Origin of the sequence: Sphingobacterium sp. T2 (assembly GCF_000814685.1) — a bacterium.
In the GTDB taxonomy this organism is placed as follows: Bacteria; Bacteroidota; Bacteroidia; order Sphingobacteriales; family Sphingobacteriaceae; genus Sphingobacterium; species Sphingobacterium thermophilum.
On sequence record NZ_JXAC01000110.1, the window covers coordinates 1 to 18800 of the forward strand.

Sequence of the window (18800 nt, forward strand, 5' to 3'; positions counted from 1 at the left end):
ACCGAGCTTGTCATGATGAAAGCCGACGTGTTAGATAGCTTCGAAAAGATATATGCTTGTACGCACTACAAATACAATGGTGAGGTAATCGACTATATGCCGTACGACATCAACGCCATTAAGCCGGAACCTATCTACGAAGAAATTGAAGGTTGGAATCAAGATCTTACAGGTATACGCTCGAAAGAAGAAATCCCTGCGGCTTTGGCCAACTACATTGCGTACTTAGAAAAAGCGTTGGAAGTTCCAATCAAATATTTGTCAGTAGGTCCAGATCGTACACAAACTATCGTATTGAAATAAGACATGGCAAAAGCCATCTTTGAAGTAAACATAGAAGGATTTGAACGTAAAGCTTTAGCTTGGGCGGAGCAGTTTGAACAGTGTTGTTATCTTCAATCGAATGGCTATAAGGACGTCTTCTCGGCCATAGACTCTATCTTGGCAGTAGATAGCATAGCTACCTTCGAGAGTTCCCAAAACACTTTCGAAAGTTTGGAAATATTTAAAACCAAACATCCGCAACATTGGATGTTTGGTTTTTTTGGTTATGACCTCAAAAACGAGATTGAAGAGCTACACACCCCCTTCCCAAATCCACTGAAATTTCCGGACTGTTATTTTTTTATTCCCAAGGTACTGATAAAGTTCTGTGGTACCTCCATACATATAGAAGCCGACGATCCTAAAGCAGTATTTGACCAAATCAACAACTTTTCGGAAGAAGCTAAAGAGGAAAACACTGCCACTCCAAATATCCGAACCCGGATGAGTAAGGAAGAGTATTTCACGGCTTTCGATCATATGATTCGTCATATACGGCGTGGAGACATTTACGAAGTAAATCTTTGTCAAGAATTCTATGCCGAAAATGCCGTCATAAATCCTCTCGCAGTCTATCAAAAACTGAACAGGGTATCTCCTACTCCGTTTTCAACTTTCTTCAAGCTGTCAGATAGATATATTCTGTCTGCCTCTCCTGAACGTTTTCTCGCCAAAAGGGACAACATGCTGATTTCACAACCTATCAAGGGCACAGCACCTCGAGGGAATACTCACGAAGAGGACGAAAACATCATCAACGAGCTGAAATCAAATCCAAAAGAAATCGCAGAAAATGTGATGATTGTGGACTTGGTACGCAACGACATGACACGGTCGGCTCAGCCCGGAACGGTAGCAGCAGAGCGTAGACTGGAAGTACACACCTTTAAACAGGTTCATCAGCTAATATCCACCATCACTTGCACTAAGAGCAAAGAGATAAGTGATATTCAAGCTATTAAAAACATATTCCCTCCAGGATCTATGACGGGGGCACCTAAAGTGTCGGCTATGCGGCTGTGCGATACCTATGAACATTCACGCCGTGGAGTATATTCGGGAACCGTAGGATATTTTTCTCCGGAAGGAGATTTCGACTTCAATGTGGTCATCCGCACTATCCTCTACAACCAGAGTGAAAAGTATCTTTCCTTTCATACAGGTGGGGCCATTACCATTGATGCCGAAGCTGAAAAAGAGTATAACGAATGCTTACTCAAAGCATCGGCCATCCTGCAAACCCTTACTTCTTAAGTAAGCCGTTGACCTTTGGTCACAAAAAATTAACGCAAAAAACCAAATACCAAATTGTTAGAATCAGGCAGAACTCTTACATTTACTACTGAAATAGAACAAATATGGCTTTAAATTACGTCTGGATATCATTTTTTCTTATCACTTTTGTAGTAGCATTAGTGAAACTTATTGGAGGCGACACCGAAGTTTTCCAAAATATAATCAAATCACTTTTCGACAGTGCAGCCAATGGAGCATCTATCTCATTAGGATTAATAGGTATGATGACCTTTGCTTTAGGCATCATGAAAATAGGTGAAAAAGGCGGTATGATCGCCATCTTCGCACGTCTGGTAGGTCCTTTTTTCAATAAACTTTTTCCTGAAATTCCGAAAAACCATCCCGCATTAGGCTCCATACTGATGAACTTCTCTGCCAATGCCTTAGGGTTGGACAATGCAGCTACTCCGTTGGGACTGAAGGCCATGAAGGAACTGCAGGAGCTAAACCCTAAAAAAGATACGGCCAGCAATGCACAAATTATGTTTATCGTGCTTAATGCCTCGAGCCTTACATTATTGCCCATTTCCATCATGGCGTACCGCCAAGAAGCAGGAGCAGCACAACCTTCGGACATCTTTCTGCCTATTCTTATCGCTACTTTCTTTTCTACATTGGCAGCCCTGATTTTGGTTTCCATCTATCAGAAAATAAACTTATTCAACAAGACCATCCTTCTTTATTTGGGTACGCTGACTGTCGCTATCGGGGCCTTGTTATACTATTTCTCTACACTATCTCAGCCCGAAATAGAAATTATCTCCAAAGTGGCGGGGAATGTTATCCTGTTTACCATTTTTGTATCCTTCATAGCTTTAGCCTTTTACAAAAAAATTAATGTATATGACGCCTTTATAGAAGGTGCTAAAGAAGGTTTTTCCGTTGCGGTGAATATCATCCCCTACTTGGTAGCTATCCTCGTGGCTATAGCTGTCTTCCGAGCTTCGGGAACTATGGACTACCTTGTACAAGGTATTTCGTTTGTCATCGCCAAACTTGGCTTCGACACTTCTTTTGTAGAGGCGCTGCCAGTGGCCTTCATGAAACCTTTAAGTGGATCTGGAGCAAGGGGACTGATGGTGGAACTTATGAATACCAAAGGGGCTGACGACTTTGCTGCTCGCGTGGCATGTGTCATCCAAGGATCTACCGAAACGACATTCTATGTATTGGCGGTATATTTCGGATCGGTAGCCATCAAAAATGCGAGACACGCTTTGCCATGCGCCCTGCTATCCGAGCTCGTAGGTGTCATCGCGGCAATCGTAGTGGCTTACATATTCTTTGGATAAGAAAATATACTAAACTATATAAACTGTTTGCTTATGAAAACAATAGCATTGATTGCGCACGAACGGAAAAAAGGCAGAGATGGTAGCCTTCGTCAAAGACCATATCGAATACCTTAAAAAAGCCCATCTCATTGCTACAGGAACTACCGGAACATATATTCTGCAAACAGGCTTACAAGTAGAGTTGAAACTTAGTGGTCCCAAGGGAGGTGATGCCCAAATAGCGGCATTGGCAGCAGAAGGTAAAATTTCGGGAATAATATTCTTCAGAGATCCTTTAGGAAAGCACCCACACGAACCAGATATACAGATGCTTATGCGAATATGTGATTTATATAATGTACCACTAGCAACAAATCCCGCGACAGGTTCGTTAATAATAGAAGGATTATTGGATGAAAAAGAATAAAAATAAATCCTTTCAAAAAATTGTAGGAAAGCTATATTTGCGCCACTAAAAGGAAAAATAAATGCTATCATCTCCGGAAGAAAAACTTTTGAACAGTCCTTTCCTAGATTTCAATCGAGCAGAATGGAAAGAACTGAACGGCCACTTCAACCTAAGCTTAAGTGTTGAGGAGATAGACAAGCTGCATGCAGCCAACGAACCGCTAAACTATGCGGAAATCGAAGAAATTTACTTTCCGTTGGCACGCCTGCTGGAACTTCATATCCAGCAATACCACGAAGTGCGTCATACTATAAACAAATTCTTCCGTAGAAACCAGCAGAAGCTCCCCTTTATTATTGGTATAGCTGGTTCTGTAGCGGTAGGCAAAAGTACTACAGCAAGAGTGCTCCAAAAGGTGCTCTCCTTCCTGCCGGAAAAACCCAAGGTTGCTTTGGTCACTACTGACGGTTTCCTCTACCCTAACAAGGTGCTCTCCGAAAGAGGAATCCTCAACCGCAAAGGTTTTCCCGAAAGTTACGATACCAAGAAACTCCTCAACTTCCTCACCGCCGTAAAGTCGGGTATACGCCAACATATCGTACCCGTATATTCGCATCTTCATTATGATATTCTGCCTGACGATACCCTACTAATTGAAGATCCTGACATACTTATCCTTGAAGGTATCAACGTGTTGCAGGTAAACTCCCAGAAAGGACAAAACAACAAGATTTTCGTTTCCGATTATTTTGACTTCTCTATTTATGTGGATGCGAAAGAAGAAGACATCATACAGTGGTATATCAACCGCTTTGAGTCCTTACGAGCCACAGCCTTCCAAGATCCGGACTCTTACTTCCACCGCTATGCCAACCTGACACCGGAAGAGAGCAAAGCCATGGCCATACATATATGGAATGAAATCAACAGTCCCAACCTGCATAACAACATTTTACCGACAAAATACAGAGCCGATCTCATTTTGCAGAAAGGATCCAACCATTTCGTCGAAAATGTTAAGGTTAGGAAGATTTGATTCTATCGTGTTCAAACAGCAGGATCTCACGCAATATTTCATTTTCTATATCGCGATGTAGCCTGTTACTACTCGTAGTAGCGTATAGCTCAAACTTATATTTTACATAATCTTTTCCTACTTCTTGCACAATAAGCTTCGGTGTGTGGCTTTGATCTATATTCGGATGATTGGTTAAAATAGGGACAATCTCCTTTTCCAAAGTTTTTATATCGGAGGCTACGGACAGCGGCAGCTCAAATTTTATGGTAAAGAGCTGTGAGCGGTGTGCCGACAGGTTAACTATAGCCTGCGTAAACACCAGATTGTTGGGCACCATAACGATATCATCTTCCTCATTTTGCAAGACAATATTAGCGAAATTGATATCCATAATTCTTCCCTTATAATCTCCCACCTTGATGCGGTCCCCTACAGACAGCTGATCCGAAAACATAATAAAAAAGGCCACTCAGCAGGTTGGTAATATAATCTCTAAACAGTACCGCAATAGCCATGGCCACGATGGTCAAACTGGTTACAAACTCTATAGGGTTAATTCCTAAGCCTACCATGATCGCAATAACCAGAAGTACGGCGTTCACCATACTTGTCACCCTGTTAATGGCCAGCACGAAATTGCCTCGCACGTTTTTTTTTGCATGGCGGGCATTATAGAGCGAAATAACGGTAAAACGAATGATAGACAAGATAATGCTAGGAATCAGAAAGGTGTTTCCCCCTTTAATAGCCTGTAGAAGTACAGCATTTTCCTTAGTATCCGGAAATACAATATATATGGCTACAAATAAAATAGCTGCTACAACCTTAAGTATAAAGATAACTATAGTGTTCATGCAAAAAAGTTTATCCGCTAATTCAAACAGTACTAAACTAATAAAATTAATTGTTGCCGAGGAATAAAAAAGCGTTTTAAATTATCCAAAAATACACTAACTTAGCCAGAATAAACGATGAGTGTAATTTATTATATGAATACTACATTTGATTTTGAAAAGCCAATCGCAGAATTGCAAACACAGATAGAGAAAGTGAAGCAGGTGTCAGAAAAGACGAAAGTGGACATGAGTGCTACCATCCGCGAATTGGAAGAAAAGTTGGAACAAACAAAAATTGAAGTATATAAAAACATGACGGGCTGGCAAAAAGTTCAAATGTCAAGACATCCGGAACGCCCGCAGACGTTGGACTACATAAACATGATCTGTGAAGACTTCATCGAACTTCACGGAGACCGCACAGTAAAAGACGACAAAGCTATCGTAGGTGGTTTCGCGTCAATCAACGGTCAGTCAGTGATGATCATAGGTCATCAGAAAGGTAAGAACACCAAAGAAAGACAATACCGTAATTTCGGTATGGCGAACCCAGAAGGTTATCGTAAAGCGTTGCGTCTGATGAAGATGGCAGAAAAATTCAACAAGCCTGTCATCACACTTATAGACACGATGGGTGCTTATCCGGGCTTAGAGGCTGAAGAAAGAGGTCAAGGTGAAGCTATCGCCCGCAACCTGTTAGAAATGTCCGTATTGAAAGTGCCTATCATTTGCGTCATTATAGGTGAAGGAGCTTCCGGCGGTGCCTTAGGTATAGGTGTAGGAGATCGTGTATATATGATGGAAAACACTTGGTATTCAGTTATATCTCCTGAATCTTGTTCTTCTATCCTATGGAGAAGCTGGGATCACAAAGAACGTGCAGCAGAAGCCTTAAAACTTACTGCAGACGACATGTTGGCCAACGGCCTTATCGACGGCATCATCCCAGAACCGCTGGGAGGAGCCCATCAAAATCCGGAAGAAGCAGCGTCCAACCTTAAGAATCAGCTGTTGTCCGACTTAGGTATCCTGAAAACGAAAGATGCCGACACACTGGTGGCCGAAAGAATTGACAAATTCAGCAAAATGGGCGTCGTAATCGAAGAATAATTATTCTATTTTCTATAGAAAAAATGCGATTGACAAATGTCAATCGCATTTTTTATTTCTTTCCGTTTAAAAGTCCTGCCAGCTGCTCTTCAGCAAACTGATAGCCGGTATCTATCAACTCTTTCGAACGGTCAAAGTCCCAAATACCGGAAATATTATGTGGAATATGAACGGTATAATTCGGTTTGTATAAGTCTATGTTGAGCTGTGTAAGCTTTCTTCGCATGGCAAAATAGGACTCTTGCAGCAGGGATATGGCATTCAGCTTCTCGTAGGCTATAGGTGTTTTCAGTAAGGGAGGACCATCTAAATTTACAGCCACAATTATATTCTCACGATGGCGAACATAGTTGATAGGCAGAGGATTAAGCACTCCTCCATCTACAAGAAACTGACTTCCCGTATTGACGGATTTAAACACACCAGGAATAGCTATAGAAGCTCTTATCGCATGATATACACTACCATTCCGGAAGACGACTTCCTCCTCATTGACAAGATCCGTAGCCACAGCAGCATAGTTTATCTTCATATTTTCGATGGGTACATCCTCAAACACTTCCTGCAGAGTATTCAACACGCGCTGTCCTTTCAGAAAGCCGTAGCGCGGATCTCCGAAATCCATCAGACGGAATACTTCCCGCTTAGTGAGCTTGGACATCCATTCTCCCAACTCATGAATACGACCTTCGGCAAAAGCAGCGCCTACCAAAGAACCTATGGAGCAACCTACCACCTCGTCTATTTCAAATTCATGCTCTATCAACCAGTTGATAACGCCTATCTGCGTAATGCCGCGGGCACCACCACTACCTAAAACTAAAGAGATTTTTTTTCTATTCATCGATATCTTGAAAGATGCTTTATCAAAATAGGAATTGTCAGATTAAAGTACAAATTTTTATTATAATTTGCATAGAAAAATTAACACCGTTAGCTTTGCTAACACTGTTAACTAATGCAAGTAAATGCTATCACGTAGAGAAAAAGAAATATTAGAGCAAAGGCAAGCCATAATCGATGAATCTTGGAAAATTATTCAAGAAGAAGGATGGCACGCTCTTTCCATCCGCAAAATTGCGGAGGCTATAAATTATAGTGTCCCTATAATCTATAAGCATTTTGAAAATAAGGAAGCTATTGTAGAGTATTTTTCGAAAGAGGGATTCAAATTGCTTTCCAAGGAACTAAAAGACTCTCTATCGGAAAATTCCAGTGCAGAGGACAATCTACGTAATATAGCATTAGCTTATTGGCATTTTGCTTCTAACCATACAAAATACTATCGTATTATGTTTGGATTAGGAATACCTGCCTGTGAAACTATAAATAGCTCCGAGGAAATGAAATCCAGTTCCAATCAGATGCTCAACGCTATTGATAAAGTTTTAATTCATCATAAAAATACGGCGGTCGACAAGCATTTGAAGCTTAAAACATTTTGGTCTATGCTTCACGGCTTTATTGCTATAGACCTACTTTCTAATCACAAAATTTCAAACACACCTCCTCTTACCCTTATAGACGCGGTAGAAGGATTTATTTATACATTACAAAAAAAATAATATATGAGCTTATTAGAAGATTTAAAGTGGAGATACGCGACAAAAAAAAATGAATGGTCAAGCGGTAGCTCAAGAAAAAGTCGATTATATCATTGAAGCGGCACGTTTGGCCCCTACTTCATCTGGACTACAACCTTTCAAAGTAATTGAGATTACAGATCCTGAATTGAAAGCTAAGATTCAACCTATAGCTTATTGGCAGTCTCAGATTGTAGACTGTTCGCATCTATTGGTATTTGCGGCTTATGACCGTTATACACAGGAGTATTTGGACAAAGTTTTTGAATACAGCGAGAAAGAAAGAAACTTACCTGCCGGCTTTTCCAACGACTACAAAAATATGTTGTGGAGTAAGCTGTCTCAACAAACGCAAGAAGAACATTTTAACCATACGGCAAGACAAGCTATATAGGCTTCGGATTGGCTATCGCAGCTGCTGCCGAACAAAAAGTGGATGCCACTCCTATGGAAGGCTTCGACAATGAGCAACTCGACAAGCTTTTGGGTTTGGACAAATTGGGGTTAAAATCAGTGACTTTATTAGCCTTAGGTTATAGAGACGAAGCTAACGACTGGAATGTCAAATTGAAGAAAGTACGTTTCAGCAAAGAAGATTTTGTCATTCATCTAAATTAATAGACGCTATGGCTAGGAAAAAGCAGGTCTGTCGTCCGGACAGACCTGCTTTTTTATACCTATTAATAGGTATTTGTTGTTTTTCATTAATGAAATTACACAATCATATTTTTATCTTTGCAACTTGTAGTTCTACATCTACCTATTTAAAGAAACATTAACACAACGGATTGTTCTTAATGGCAAACACTTTTGTAATTGGAGTGGTATTGAATTTGCAGCTGTTTTTAAACTTTGTCATTCCTTCAAAAAAATACCACTCAATTCGAACAAAATATTACTTCATTAATCCATAAAGGAGAATTAGAGAAATCGTTTTTTTTTATCCTTCGAAAAAGGAGAAGAAATCGGTGCGGATGATTATTACGGCCAATATAAGCTTCTTCTTCACAAAGCCGCCTTATATAAACAGTTGTTCAACTACACTTTGGCACTGGAATGCCTCACCTTAGCAGAAGAAATTGGAAAAAAGATAAACGCCACTTTGAAGAAGTAGAAGCAAGAATTAGTGTTGAAAGGCTTTTTATAGCATACGAAGCAGCTATGCAGGAGGAGACGCGAATATTTTTACGCAAAATAAGCCCTCATCATCTGAAACATATCCCCGACCCTATAAAAGCTTTTTATTGGACAGTTTTAGCCGGACTGGCGAGTAAAGACAAGCAATTCGAGAAAGCAGAAAAACTGCTTACCGAAGCGATATACATCTTCCAAAAAGAAGACCCCAAACATCTAATCTACCGTATGCACTGATCACAAAAATGGAATTCCAATAAAAGACAGGGGCAGAAAGATAAAGTATTGGAAGCGTTTGAAGAAGGCATCCGCGCGGCGCAACAGTACCAAAGTAAATATTACACGCTGGTTCTTCACTACACCCTAACGCAATATTACCTCCACACCAATAGTGCGGCAGAACTACTCTCAGCTCAAGAAGCTTTCAATAAACTATGGAAAGCTTATGATACTTCTAACATCTTAGGACAGCTGAACATTATAGAGCAAAAACATCTAGGTCGAATTACCTCCGAAGAGTTGGAATACGCAAAAAGCAAAGTCCGTTATTCTACCATCATGACTTGTATTCTCTTTGTCTTGTTCGGAGGGATAGGATATTTATTTTCATTCAGAAAAAATAAATACAAGCCTAACAGCACGGTCCTACTACACAATCATGCGAATCTGGAGAAAGGAAATGCAGACCTTATGGCCTTGACAGACCGACAAAGAGATATCATAGAGCTTGTTAAGCGAGGAAAGACCAATAAAGAAATTGGGGAAATTCTCTTTATATCGGAAAACACCGTGAAATACCACCTTAAAGCAATATATAGTATTATGGGGGTTGACAGCCGCCACGAGCTTAAGAGAAAAGCAGCATTTTTACCTCCCCCCACAACAGAAAATGTCTTATAAAGCCGTTAGCTTTATCTTATGCTTTTTTAACAGCTTAGCTGCATCATCAGCAGACAAGACCTTAAGCGTATAGGTACTTGGATAGAACGTTTTATCTTCGGCAGACTCATGTCTCAACGTTAAGGAAAGCACCTGCCCCTGCTCCTTATCGTAATAGATATTTTCCAATCCTAAAGAAGGTATTGCAGAAGTGTGTAGAAGCATATAAGACTTGGACTCCAACACCTTACAATAGTTGATATAAAGATCCTTAAATGGAAAGCTATAGCTTACCGTAGCACCTTCCGTCTTCTTTTTTGATTTATATGAAAGATATATGCTATTGCCGTATTTGAATACCACGGAATCCGTAGCACTCAACTTATCGTTGAAAATATTAGCAATGCTGAAATCCTGAGCTATCATTTCACTCTGTATGCTGGCAAGAGTTTTTCTTGTCATACCTTGAATATCTTTAAGCCCTATCTTCTGCGCTGCAACTTCCTGACATGTCAGCGAAACAGCAAACATCAAGGCTATCTTGAGTAGTTTCTTTTTCATAATCGGATAATTTAAAAGGGATATCTTTTGATATCCCTTTCGCATATTATGGTGTTACAAATAATTTCAATTAATTACCACCAGTCGCACCGTTTTTCAACTGTTGATCCATATCGATGTACTCGTCATCGCTCTTAATTCTGTAACCTTTTACACGAGCAGTAACGGTATACGTTTTTCTTTTTTGATCAACCATGAAAGTAGGGTTTAATACACCGTCAGCACCTTTTTCGATTGCTGTTTTTTCAGCCATCATGAATGCTACTTTTTTCAATTCATCTAGCGTGTATTTTCTGTATTGTTTTTTGTTTTGAACAGTAGCTGTGAAGCTTTCATTCATGATAGTGTATTCCGATCTTTTCAACTGACCAGAAATGCGTGCAGTTTGTGATGCAATACCCGTATCAACCACTTTTCTGCCTCCGCAGGATGCTAATAAGCCGGCACATAATACACCGACAAGCGCTACTTTAGAAAATTTCATATCTGTTATTAATTTGGTTACTTAGTTTGATTCCGCTGGCAAAAATAAAATCAAACTAGAAACCATTAAGCTTCACACAAGGTAGTTCGCGGAGTAAAAACAAGACTACCCGACGGGTAGCCTGCCGATAAAAAACTGTAAACTAGTAAAATAAAAATAAAAAAACATCGAAAATATTTCGATGCTTTTATGCAGGAGCTTAAATATCTATTTGAAGATATCCAATATCTCTTCTAAGGTTACATTTCCGAAAAATGCCTTTAGGTCGCTCTCTTGCAACACCTTTTTCAAGGCCTCTTCCTCATGCTTCACTCCTACCAGTTTTTCTTCCAATTCTTCTATGGCATTAGAGGCGAAGAAATCTCCGAAAATCTTAGCTTTTTCGATATAACCTTTATGTACATCAAGATGCACTTCTATAAATCCGGCCGGCACTTTGTTAGCCTTCTTAAAATTGTAATCCGGTGAAGCGCCAAAGTTCCAGTCCCACGTGCTGTACTTTTCTGCAGCTAAAGTTTCTATGGCTCGGATATCTTTTTCATCAAAATTATAAATCTCTACCTGCTCATTATCTTGTTTGATTTCTTCGATAAAAAGGCGCTTAAACGTCTCTGTCGTGGTGCCCTCGGGAAGGTAATCTATCAGGTTGGTCACCCTAGCACGGTTCGATTTGACGGCTTTATCGACAAACTTAAGCGGATTGACCTTCAGTGCGTCGGCAAGAACCGACATTTCTGAATGAATCAGAATCGTCCCATGCTGAATCATCTTCATATTTTTAATAGTCTTGGCATTACCGCTAAACTTTTTCCCATCCACCAGCAGATCATTTCTACCTTCCAGCTTAGCCGGAACACCGAGCTTGTTGAGCAACTTAACCACAGGTCTGGTAAAAGTTTCAAAATCCGTAAAATCTTTATCTTCAGCTTTGGTGTGGAAAGAGAAATTCAAATTTCCAAGATCGTGATACACTGCCCCACCACCGGATAGACGGCGTACCACCTTGATGCCATGTTCCTTCACATAATCCAGATTAATTTCGGCCAGCGTATTCTGAAATTTACCGATGATAATGGAAGGTGCATTGATATAGAAAAGAAGAATTTCTTCTTTTGGAAAACGGGAAAGTAAATATTCTTCCGATGCAATATTGAAATAGGCATCATGTGAAGGTGAATCAATAATTATCATAGCAATGCAGTTTAGTATTCACCAAGAATAAGAAATAAGTTCCTTTATTTCAATAATTTTTAGTATATTTGACAAAAGCCGCACATTTTCGCCTACCTATTCTTTCCACAGAATTCTTGACGATAAGTAAGACTTTTCCCATTAAATCATCATTAAAAAATCATACATGAGTCAAAGCCAACAAACATTTAGAAAAAAAAGAAATCGCCAAGAAAAAAACTGCAAAAACGTAAAGAAAAAGAAGAAAAAAAGAGCACAACGTCAGGAATCTAACGACAAAGGAAAATCTTTAGAAGAGATGTTTGCCTATGTCGATGAAAATGGAAACATATCCGACACACCTCCTGTAAAGAAATACGAATTCAAAGAAGAAGATCTAGTACGTCCTGAAGAGGAATATGCGTACGGCAAGGTTTCTTTCTATAATGAAGCCGGTCAATATGGCTTTATCCGCGATAACGAAACACGAGAAAATGTCTATTTCAATTTTAAGATTTTAGGTTTTGTATTGCATCAGGATCAAAAAGTGAAGTTTAAGTCCAAATCCAGCAGACAAGGACTTCAAGTCACCGAAGTAATCGTCTTATAACCCGCAAAAAAAGAAAAGCGAATCATATGATTCGCTTTCTGTAAGATAAATTATATATAATAATTAGTTTACTCTCACATTAGTGGCATTGATGCCTTTACGACCGTTTTCTACATCATACGATACATGGTCGCCTTGTTGAATTTGGTCAACTAACCCTGATACGTGAACAAAAATATCATCGCCACCACCATCAGGAGTAATAAAACCAAATCCTTTGGTCTCATTAAAAAACTTTACAGTTCCGTTATTCATATTGTATTATTTTATTATTTCTGCAAGGTAGGTATAATAATTGGATTATCAACTAATTATTTGATTTATTTTCAGAAGTGGTATAATTTAATTTAGGAGCATAAATTTAATAAAGCATAAAAAAAGCCCTTTGTGTTCACACAAAGGGCTTTTTTATTTTCAGCTATCAACTGCTTATAAAGAAGCTATAGCATTATTCAATGTCACTGAAGGTCTCATAGCTTTAGAAGCCAATTCATCATTAGGGAAATAATATCCGCCGATGTCCTGAGACTGCCAACTTGTGCTGCGATGAGCTCTTCGTTGATTTTAGCTTCATTTGCCGCCAATGTTTCAGCGAGAGGCGCGAATCTAGCTGCCAATTCCGCATCTTTGGTTTGCTTAGCCAACTCTTGTGCCCAATACAAGGCCAAGTAGAAGTGCGAACCACGGTTATCAATCTGTCCTACCTTACGCGCAGGAGACTTATCATTAGCCAAGAATAGGGCGTTAGCTTCATCCAAGCTTCCGCCAACACTTGTGCTTTAGGGTTGTTTTGCGTTTGCGCCAGATGCTCAAGAGAGGCTTGCAATGCCAAGAACTCTCCTAGAGAGTCCCAACGTAGATAACCTTCTGCTAAGAACTGTTCTACGTGTTTAGGTGCTGAACCACCAGCTCCTGTTTCGAACAAACCACCGCCATTCATCAACGGTACGATAGATAGCATTTTCGCAGAAGTTCCTACCTCTAAGATAGGGAACAAGTCTGTGAGGTAATCACGCAATACGTTACCTGTTACAGAGATAGTATCCAACCCTTGACGGATACGCTCTACAGAGAATTTAGTAGCCTCTACAGGAGATAAGATACGAATATCTAAACCTGTAGTGTCATGATTTGGCAAGTTATTTTTTTACTTTTTTGATAATTTCTCTGTCATGTGCACGGTTTTCATCCAACCAGAATACAGCAGGCGTATTGGAAAGACGGGCACGTGTTACGGCTAATTTCACCCAATCTTGGATTGGAGCATCTTTAGTCTGACACATACGGAAGATATCACCAGCTTCCACAGCCTGTTCCATGAACACATTTCCTTCAGCATCTACCACACGGATTGTACCGTTGGCCTGCGCTTGGAAAGTCTTATCGTGTGAGCCATACTCTTCGGCCTTCTGAGCCATCAATCCCACATTAGGCACTGAACCCATGGTTTTAGGATCGTAAGCCCCGTTGGCTTTACAGTCCGCGATTACCGCTTCGTAAACTCCAGCATACGAACGGTCAGGAATTATAGCGATAGTATCACGCTCTTGACCGTTTTTATCCCACATCTTACCACCGATACGGATCATGGCTGGCATAGAAGCATCCACAATCACATCTGAAGGCACGTGAAGGTTGGTAATACCTTTGTCGGAGTTTACCATAGCAAGGTCAGGACCATTGGCAATAGCAGCATCGATGGCGGCTTTCACCTCTTCTTCTTGGGCATGACCGGCAATCTTAGCGTATATTTCACCAAGACCGTTGTTCTTATTGATACCTAACGATTCGAAAAGACCAGCATATTTCGCAAATACATCTTTGAAATACACTTCGACGATAGCGCCAAACATGATAGGGTCAGAAACCTTCATCATCGTCGCCTTCAAGTGTGCCGATAGTAATACGCCTTGCTCTTTGGCCTCTTCAATAGTAGCAGCAACGAATTGTTTTAATTTAGCTAAGCTCATCACCGCCGAGTCAATCACTTCTCCGGCTTTCAGTGGAGCCAAGCCTTTTAATTCTTTTACAGATCCGTCTTCACCTACAAATTCTATCTTATATTGTGTATCGTTTTCTACTGTTACTGATTTTTCTGTAGCGTAGAAATCTCCTTCATGCATGGAAGCAACTTTCGTTTTGCTGTCTGCTTTCCATTCGCCCATACGGTGAGGATTAGCTTTAGTCGTAGTTTTTCACGGCTTTAGGAGCACGGCGGTCTGAGTTACCTTCACGCAATACAGGGTTTACAGCCGACCCTAACACCTTAGCATAAGTAGCTTTGATTTTTTCTTCCTCCTCATTGGAAGGTGTGTCAGGATAGTTTGGAACATTGTAGCCGGCCTTTTGTAATTCCGCAATAGCCGCTTTCAATTGAGGGATAGAAGCCGAAATGTTTGGCAATTTGATAATGTTCGCTTCCGGAGTAGTTGCCAAACGGCCTAATTCTGCCAAAGCATCATTAGTCTGTTGCTCTGGAGTCAAATATTCGTTGAAATTAGCAAGAATACGTCCTGCTAATGAAATATCTTTTAATTCTACTTCGATATCCGCAGTTTTAGCGAATGCTTGAACTATAGGTAAAAAAGAATACGTCGCCAACAACGGCGCTTCATCTGTTTTAGTGTAAATGATTTTAGATGACATAGTTTCCTGTTGAAAATATTAATGTTTCTACAATAACACACGAAATTGAAAAACTACCAGGCGTAGTTTTTAAATTCCGCCTAAAGATAAGAAAATCATTGTTAAATCTTCACAAAAGGATGAATTATGACATGACAGCAAAAAAGATTGGCAGGGATGGATTATTACTTACCCATGTCATAAACAAAAAAGAAGCCTCCTGATTTAAGAGGCTTTAGGCAATATTAAATTTTGTCAATCCTAAAATTGGACACATATACTGAACCCGATTTGTCGTCGCTATTCAGTGCTAGATAAAAATATTTTTTTATCGATGGGTCCGTCATTTCGGTATCGAGAATCTTGTAATCGTTAATATATGTACGCATACGTCTTCCTTCCACTCTTATTTTAACCTTCATAATGTCGTTGACAAAAGTTGACATATTGGCTTTAACCATGCTTTCTTTCTTGGGTGAAGTTTCCTTGCTGTTGAATTGAAAATAGTTGAAACGATAAGATGCCCTGATATTCACTGGATTTTCTTCCGCTACATAATAGTGTTTCCCTACTCCTTTTTCATAATCGAAACCGAAGTCCAAAGCAAACTCATGTTTATGTTCGCTGAATGACAGCACATCAAATTCCAATGTAAAATCTTCAGGAATTCGTACTAGTTCTTTAATCTTATAGGTATTTCCGTCAAACAGCTGAAGCCACTGTCCTTCTATTCCTTCCACTGTATTAACTTCTCCACGCCCATTGCTGGTCCATCGCTGCGCCATCTCTCCTACAGCATCTTTGCTGAAATCATCGTAAAAAACAACGCTCTCTACCTCGCTGAAAATCATATTTCATACCTTGAAGATCTTCGAAAGGGCCATATTTTGAAGGGTTGGATGTTTTCGTTGGACCTGTACTAGAGGAGGAAGTCTTCTCCCCTTCTTCAATTGTATTATTTATTACGGATTCTACTTTTTTGCCAATCTTCTTACCGATTCCTTTAAGTGTTTGAGCTTTAAGACCTCCTGAGATAAGAAGTATACAGGCACAAACTATTAGTTTTACATATAATTTTTTCATAAAAAAGATAGTTATACTGCGTTAGTCCACCAAAGATAACATTTATTTATGAGTTTTTAACCTATACTAAAAAATTATAAAGACAGAGGAGGATTATTCCCTTCTCTATTAGACATGACAGCAATTAAATGTTAACCGTACGTCATCTGTGCCACATAAAAGAGGAAACTCGTACGCAATTACCATGGGATACTATAAATAATCTTATCTTTGTCCTTGTAAAATAATAATTCTAAAGATGAGCAAAGTAAAAGTTGGATTGGTTCAGATGTCTTGTGTGAAGGACAAGCAAGCGAACCTTAATAAGGCTATTGAGAAAATTAGAGAAGCAGCTGCCGATGGCGCTCAGATTGTATGTTTGCAAGAACTTTTCACTTCATTATATTTCTGTGACGTCGAAGATTATGACAACTTTGACCTAGCAGAACCTATTCCTGGTCCTTCTACCGACGCTTTGTCGACTGTAGCCAAGGAGTTAGGCGTAGTTATCATCGCTTCCCTTTTCGAGAAAAGAGCGGAAGGTCTTTACCACAATACCACTGCCGTGTTGGATGCTGATGGCTCTTACCTAGGAAAATACCGCAAAATGCATATCCCTGACGATCCAGCCTATTACGAGAAATTCTATTTCACACCGGGAGATTTGGGATACAAAGTTTTCAAAACCAAATTCGGAAAGATAGGAGTATTAATTTGCTGGGATCAATGGTATCCAGAAGCGTCGCGTATCACTGCATTGATGGGAGCAGAAATTCTATTCTATCCTACAGCTATAGGCTGGGCTACAGACCAAGATGAAGAGACCAACAAAGACCAATACAATGCTTGGCAGATCATCCAACGTTCACACGCTGTAGCCAACGGGGTTCCTGTGGTGTCAGTAAACCGCGTAGGATACGAGCAGGATGGTGCTATGAAGTTCTGGGGAGGTAGCTTTGTAACAAACGCACAAGGCAAATTGTTATACCTTGCTTCTCACGACAAAGAAGAAGTTAAAGTGGTAGAGTTAGACCTTAAAGAGTCCGATTATTTCCGCAAACACTGGCCTTTCTTACGTGACAGACGTATCGAAACATACGGACCTATCACCAAAAGATTTATCGACGAAGATTAATATTTTCATCACAGAAGGAAAAAGAGTTAAATGAGTTTGACATTAGAAAATACACCGAAACAACAAGGGTATTCTTTCCCTGCCGAATGGACGGAACAGGAAGCTATGTGGCTGAGCTGGCCTCACAAGGAAGCTTCCTGGCCGGGAAAGATAGAAACAATATATAAGCCGTATTCGGAGTTTATCAAAGCAGTAGCGGAAGACCAAAAGGTACGGATAAACGTGGCCGATGAAGCCATGAAAAATTTTGCCTTGAGGCATCTTGAAGCTGTAAACGCCAATCTTGCCAATGTGGAGTTTTATTTCCACGAAACTAACGACGCCTGGTGTAGAGACCATGGCCCTGCTTTTGTCATCAACAAAACCGAAAAGAAAAAAGCCGTAGTAGACTGGGGCTATAATGCCTGGGGGGGAAAATATCCTCCATTCGACCTGGATGATGTGATACCTACCAAAATTGCTAACCACTTCGGTTTACCGCTATTTACTCCTCCTATCGTCATGGAAGGTGGATCCGTGGAATTCAACGGCGCAGGAACCGTCCTCACTACAACATCTTGCCTGCTGAACGAAAACCGTAATCCACACCTAACCAAAGAACAGATAGAGCAATATCTGAAAGAATTCTATGGACAGGAGCAAGTATTATGGCTTGGTGATGGCATTGTTGGAGATGATACAGATGGACATATCGACGACATTACCCGCTTTGTCAATGAAGATACAGTCCTTACAGTAGTCGAAGAAAATCCGGAAGACGAAAACTATCAGCCTTACAGGAAAATCTGGAGGCACTGAAAAAGATGACCCTCCTTGATGGACGCAAACTCAATATCGTGGAGTTGCCAATGCCTGCTCCTGTCATCTACGAAGACACAAGACTTCCGGCCTCTTACGCCAACTTCTATATCGCAAACAAAGTGGTGGTCGTGCCTATTTTTAACGACAAAAACGATGAAAGAGCACTTCAAATCATCCAATCTTGTTTCCCCGGACGTAAAGTTATAGGTATTAATTCCGTAGACATCATCTGGGGTTTAGGAAGCTTTCATTGTTTGAGTCAACAAGAACCGAAAATTTAACCTTTCTATTGGAAAAATGAAAAGGAGCAAGCATAGCGTTTGCTCCTTTTTTATTAAAAAATTCAAAACACTGCTGACAGACTGTTGTCACTTCCATCTCTTAGCATTTGGTATAACAAAAAACCAACAAGCTATAGAAGAAAGACAGAAATTTATCAACAAAAGATGAACTATTAGAACATTGGTTAGAACATAGAACCCTTACAAA

Annotated in this window: 22 protein-coding genes and 2 pseudogenes; 14 read left to right on the plus strand and 10 right to left on the minus strand. The window is 40.0% G+C overall.

Features of this window, described 5'->3' with window-relative positions; genetic code table 11:
- The 5 genes from SD31_RS08125 to coaA form a co-directional block, all read left to right on the plus strand.
- Nucleotides 1-303, plus strand: a 303-nt coding sequence (locus SD31_RS08125; RefSeq protein ID WP_039053764.1) for an adenylosuccinate synthetase, incomplete at its 5' end; no start/stop codon positions are given.
- A 3-nt stretch (nt 304-306) separates the two neighbouring features.
- The gene (locus SD31_RS08130; RefSeq protein ID WP_039053765.1) at nt 307-1578 is read left to right on the plus strand and encodes an anthranilate synthase component I family protein; all 1272 of its coding nucleotides are present in this window, start codon (nt 307-309) and stop codon (nt 1576-1578) included.
- A gap of 104 nt (nt 1579-1682) precedes the next feature.
- Entirely contained in the window at nt 1683-2912 is a 1230-nt protein-coding gene (locus tag SD31_RS08135; protein ID WP_039053766.1) for a nucleoside recognition domain-containing protein, read from the plus strand.
- Between the two features lie 52 nt (nt 2913-2964).
- On the plus strand, nt 2965-3321 hold the full coding sequence (locus SD31_RS08140) for a methylglyoxal synthase (protein ID WP_231561345.1): 357 nt from the start codon (nt 2965-2967) through the stop codon (nt 3319-3321).
- A gap of 61 nt (nt 3322-3382) precedes the next feature.
- A complete protein-coding gene (gene coaA, locus SD31_RS08145; RefSeq protein ID WP_039053767.1) occupies nt 3383-4339 on the plus strand; it encodes a type I pantothenate kinase in 957 nt (318 codons plus the stop codon).
- On the opposite strand, the gene SD31_RS17330 is transcribed toward coaA, so the two are convergent.
- Together SD31_RS17330 and SD31_RS17335 are read right to left on the minus strand one after the other, a co-directional pair.
- Nucleotides 4326-4790, minus strand: coding sequence for a mechanosensitive ion channel family protein (locus tag SD31_RS17330; RefSeq protein ID WP_197053615.1), 465 nt, complete (start codon nt 4788-4790; stop codon nt 4326-4328). The two genes, coaA and SD31_RS17330, sit on opposite strands and share 14 nt — an antisense overlap.
- Entirely contained in the window at nt 4723-5175 is a 453-nt protein-coding gene (locus SD31_RS17335; protein ID WP_052258809.1) for a mechanosensitive ion channel, read from the minus strand. Before SD31_RS17335 ends, SD31_RS17330 begins: the two co-directional genes overlap by 68 nt.
- A gap of 135 nt (nt 5176-5310) precedes the next feature.
- Here SD31_RS17335 and SD31_RS08155 point away from each other — a divergent pair, with 135 nt between their 5' ends.
- The gene (locus SD31_RS08155) at nt 5311-6267 is read left to right on the plus strand and encodes an acetyl-CoA carboxylase carboxyltransferase subunit alpha (protein WP_039053768.1); all 957 of its coding nucleotides are present in this window, start codon (nt 5311-5313) and stop codon (nt 6265-6267) included.
- A 52-nt stretch (nt 6268-6319) separates the two neighbouring features.
- On the opposite strand, the gene SD31_RS08160 is transcribed toward SD31_RS08155, so the two are convergent.
- Nucleotides 6320-7111, minus strand: coding sequence for a patatin-like phospholipase family protein (locus SD31_RS08160; protein WP_039053769.1), 792 nt, complete (start codon nt 7109-7111; stop codon nt 6320-6322).
- Nucleotides 7112-7235: 124 nt separating this feature from the next.
- Between SD31_RS08160 and SD31_RS08165 the strand changes: the two genes are divergently transcribed.
- From SD31_RS08165 to SD31_RS17340, 5 genes are all read left to right on the plus strand, one after another.
- Nucleotides 7236-7832: a TetR/AcrR family transcriptional regulator gene (locus SD31_RS08165; protein WP_039053770.1), complete on the plus strand. Its 597-nt coding sequence runs from the start codon at nt 7236-7238 to the stop codon at nt 7830-7832.
- A gap of 49 nt (nt 7833-7881) precedes the next feature.
- On the plus strand, nt 7882-8244 hold the full coding sequence (locus tag SD31_RS18925) for a nitroreductase family protein (protein ID WP_231561347.1): 363 nt from the start codon (nt 7882-7884) through the stop codon (nt 8242-8244).
- 8 nt (nt 8245-8252) lie between these two features.
- Nucleotides 8253-8468: a hypothetical protein gene (locus SD31_RS18930; RefSeq protein WP_231561349.1), complete on the plus strand. Its 216-nt coding sequence runs from the start codon at nt 8253-8255 to the stop codon at nt 8466-8468.
- A gap of 438 nt (nt 8469-8906) precedes the next feature.
- Nucleotides 8907-9221 (plus strand): hypothetical protein, encoded by a 315-nt coding sequence (locus tag SD31_RS08175; RefSeq protein ID WP_039053771.1) that lies wholly within the window; start codon nt 8907-8909, stop codon nt 9219-9221.
- Between the two features lie 48 nt (nt 9222-9269).
- Nucleotides 9270-9884 (plus strand): response regulator transcription factor, encoded by a 615-nt coding sequence (locus SD31_RS17340; RefSeq protein ID WP_039053772.1) that lies wholly within the window; start codon nt 9270-9272, stop codon nt 9882-9884.
- On the opposite strand, the gene SD31_RS08185 is transcribed toward SD31_RS17340, so the two are convergent.
- From SD31_RS08185 to SD31_RS08195, 3 genes are all read right to left on the minus strand, one after another.
- Nucleotides 9879-10424, minus strand: coding sequence for a hypothetical protein (locus SD31_RS08185; protein WP_156138276.1), 546 nt, complete (start codon nt 10422-10424; stop codon nt 9879-9881). The two genes, SD31_RS17340 and SD31_RS08185, sit on opposite strands and share 6 nt — an antisense overlap.
- 70 nt (nt 10425-10494) lie before the next feature.
- Nucleotides 10495-10908: a hypothetical protein gene (locus tag SD31_RS08190; RefSeq protein ID WP_039053774.1), complete on the minus strand. Its 414-nt coding sequence runs from the start codon at nt 10906-10908 to the stop codon at nt 10495-10497.
- A gap of 207 nt (nt 10909-11115) precedes the next feature.
- Nucleotides 11116-12099 carry a lipoate--protein ligase gene (locus SD31_RS08195; RefSeq protein ID WP_039053775.1) on the minus strand — a complete coding sequence of 328 codons (984 nt, stop codon included), beginning with the start codon at nt 12097-12099 and terminating at the stop codon, nt 11116-11118.
- Between the two features lie 166 nt (nt 12100-12265).
- Between SD31_RS08195 and SD31_RS08200 the strand changes: the two genes are divergently transcribed.
- Entirely contained in the window at nt 12266-12688 is a 423-nt protein-coding gene (locus SD31_RS08200; protein WP_039053776.1) for a cold-shock protein, read from the plus strand.
- A 63-nt stretch (nt 12689-12751) separates the two neighbouring features.
- Here SD31_RS08200 and SD31_RS08205 read toward each other — a convergent pair whose 3' ends face one another.
- From SD31_RS08205 to SD31_RS17345, 4 genes and pseudogenes are all read right to left on the minus strand, one after another.
- Nucleotides 12752-12943 carry a cold-shock protein gene (locus SD31_RS08205; RefSeq protein ID WP_039053777.1) on the minus strand — a complete coding sequence of 64 codons (192 nt, stop codon included), beginning with the start codon at nt 12941-12943 and terminating at the stop codon, nt 12752-12754.
- 174 nt (nt 12944-13117) lie between these two features.
- Nucleotides 13118-15334, minus strand: a pseudogene (locus tag SD31_RS21245) (NADP-dependent isocitrate dehydrogenase).
- Between the two features lie 224 nt (nt 15335-15558).
- Entirely contained in the window at nt 15559-16164 is a 606-nt protein-coding gene (locus SD31_RS08215) for a hypothetical protein (protein WP_039053778.1), read from the minus strand.
- Nucleotides 16124-16396, minus strand: coding sequence for a hypothetical protein (locus tag SD31_RS17345; protein WP_039053779.1), 273 nt, complete (start codon nt 16394-16396; stop codon nt 16124-16126). The genes SD31_RS08215 and SD31_RS17345 overlap by 41 nt, the downstream gene beginning before the upstream one ends.
- Before the next feature lie 238 nt (nt 16397-16634).
- Between SD31_RS17345 and SD31_RS08225 the strand changes: the two genes are divergently transcribed.
- The gene (locus tag SD31_RS08225) at nt 16635-17510 is read left to right on the plus strand and encodes a carbon-nitrogen hydrolase (protein WP_039053780.1); all 876 of its coding nucleotides are present in this window, start codon (nt 16635-16637) and stop codon (nt 17508-17510) included.
- Nucleotides 17511-17615: 105 nt separating this feature from the next.
- A pseudogene (locus tag SD31_RS08230) lies at nt 17616-18592 on the plus strand (agmatine/peptidylarginine deiminase).
- The last annotated feature ends 208 nt before the right edge of the window (nt 18593-18800 follow it).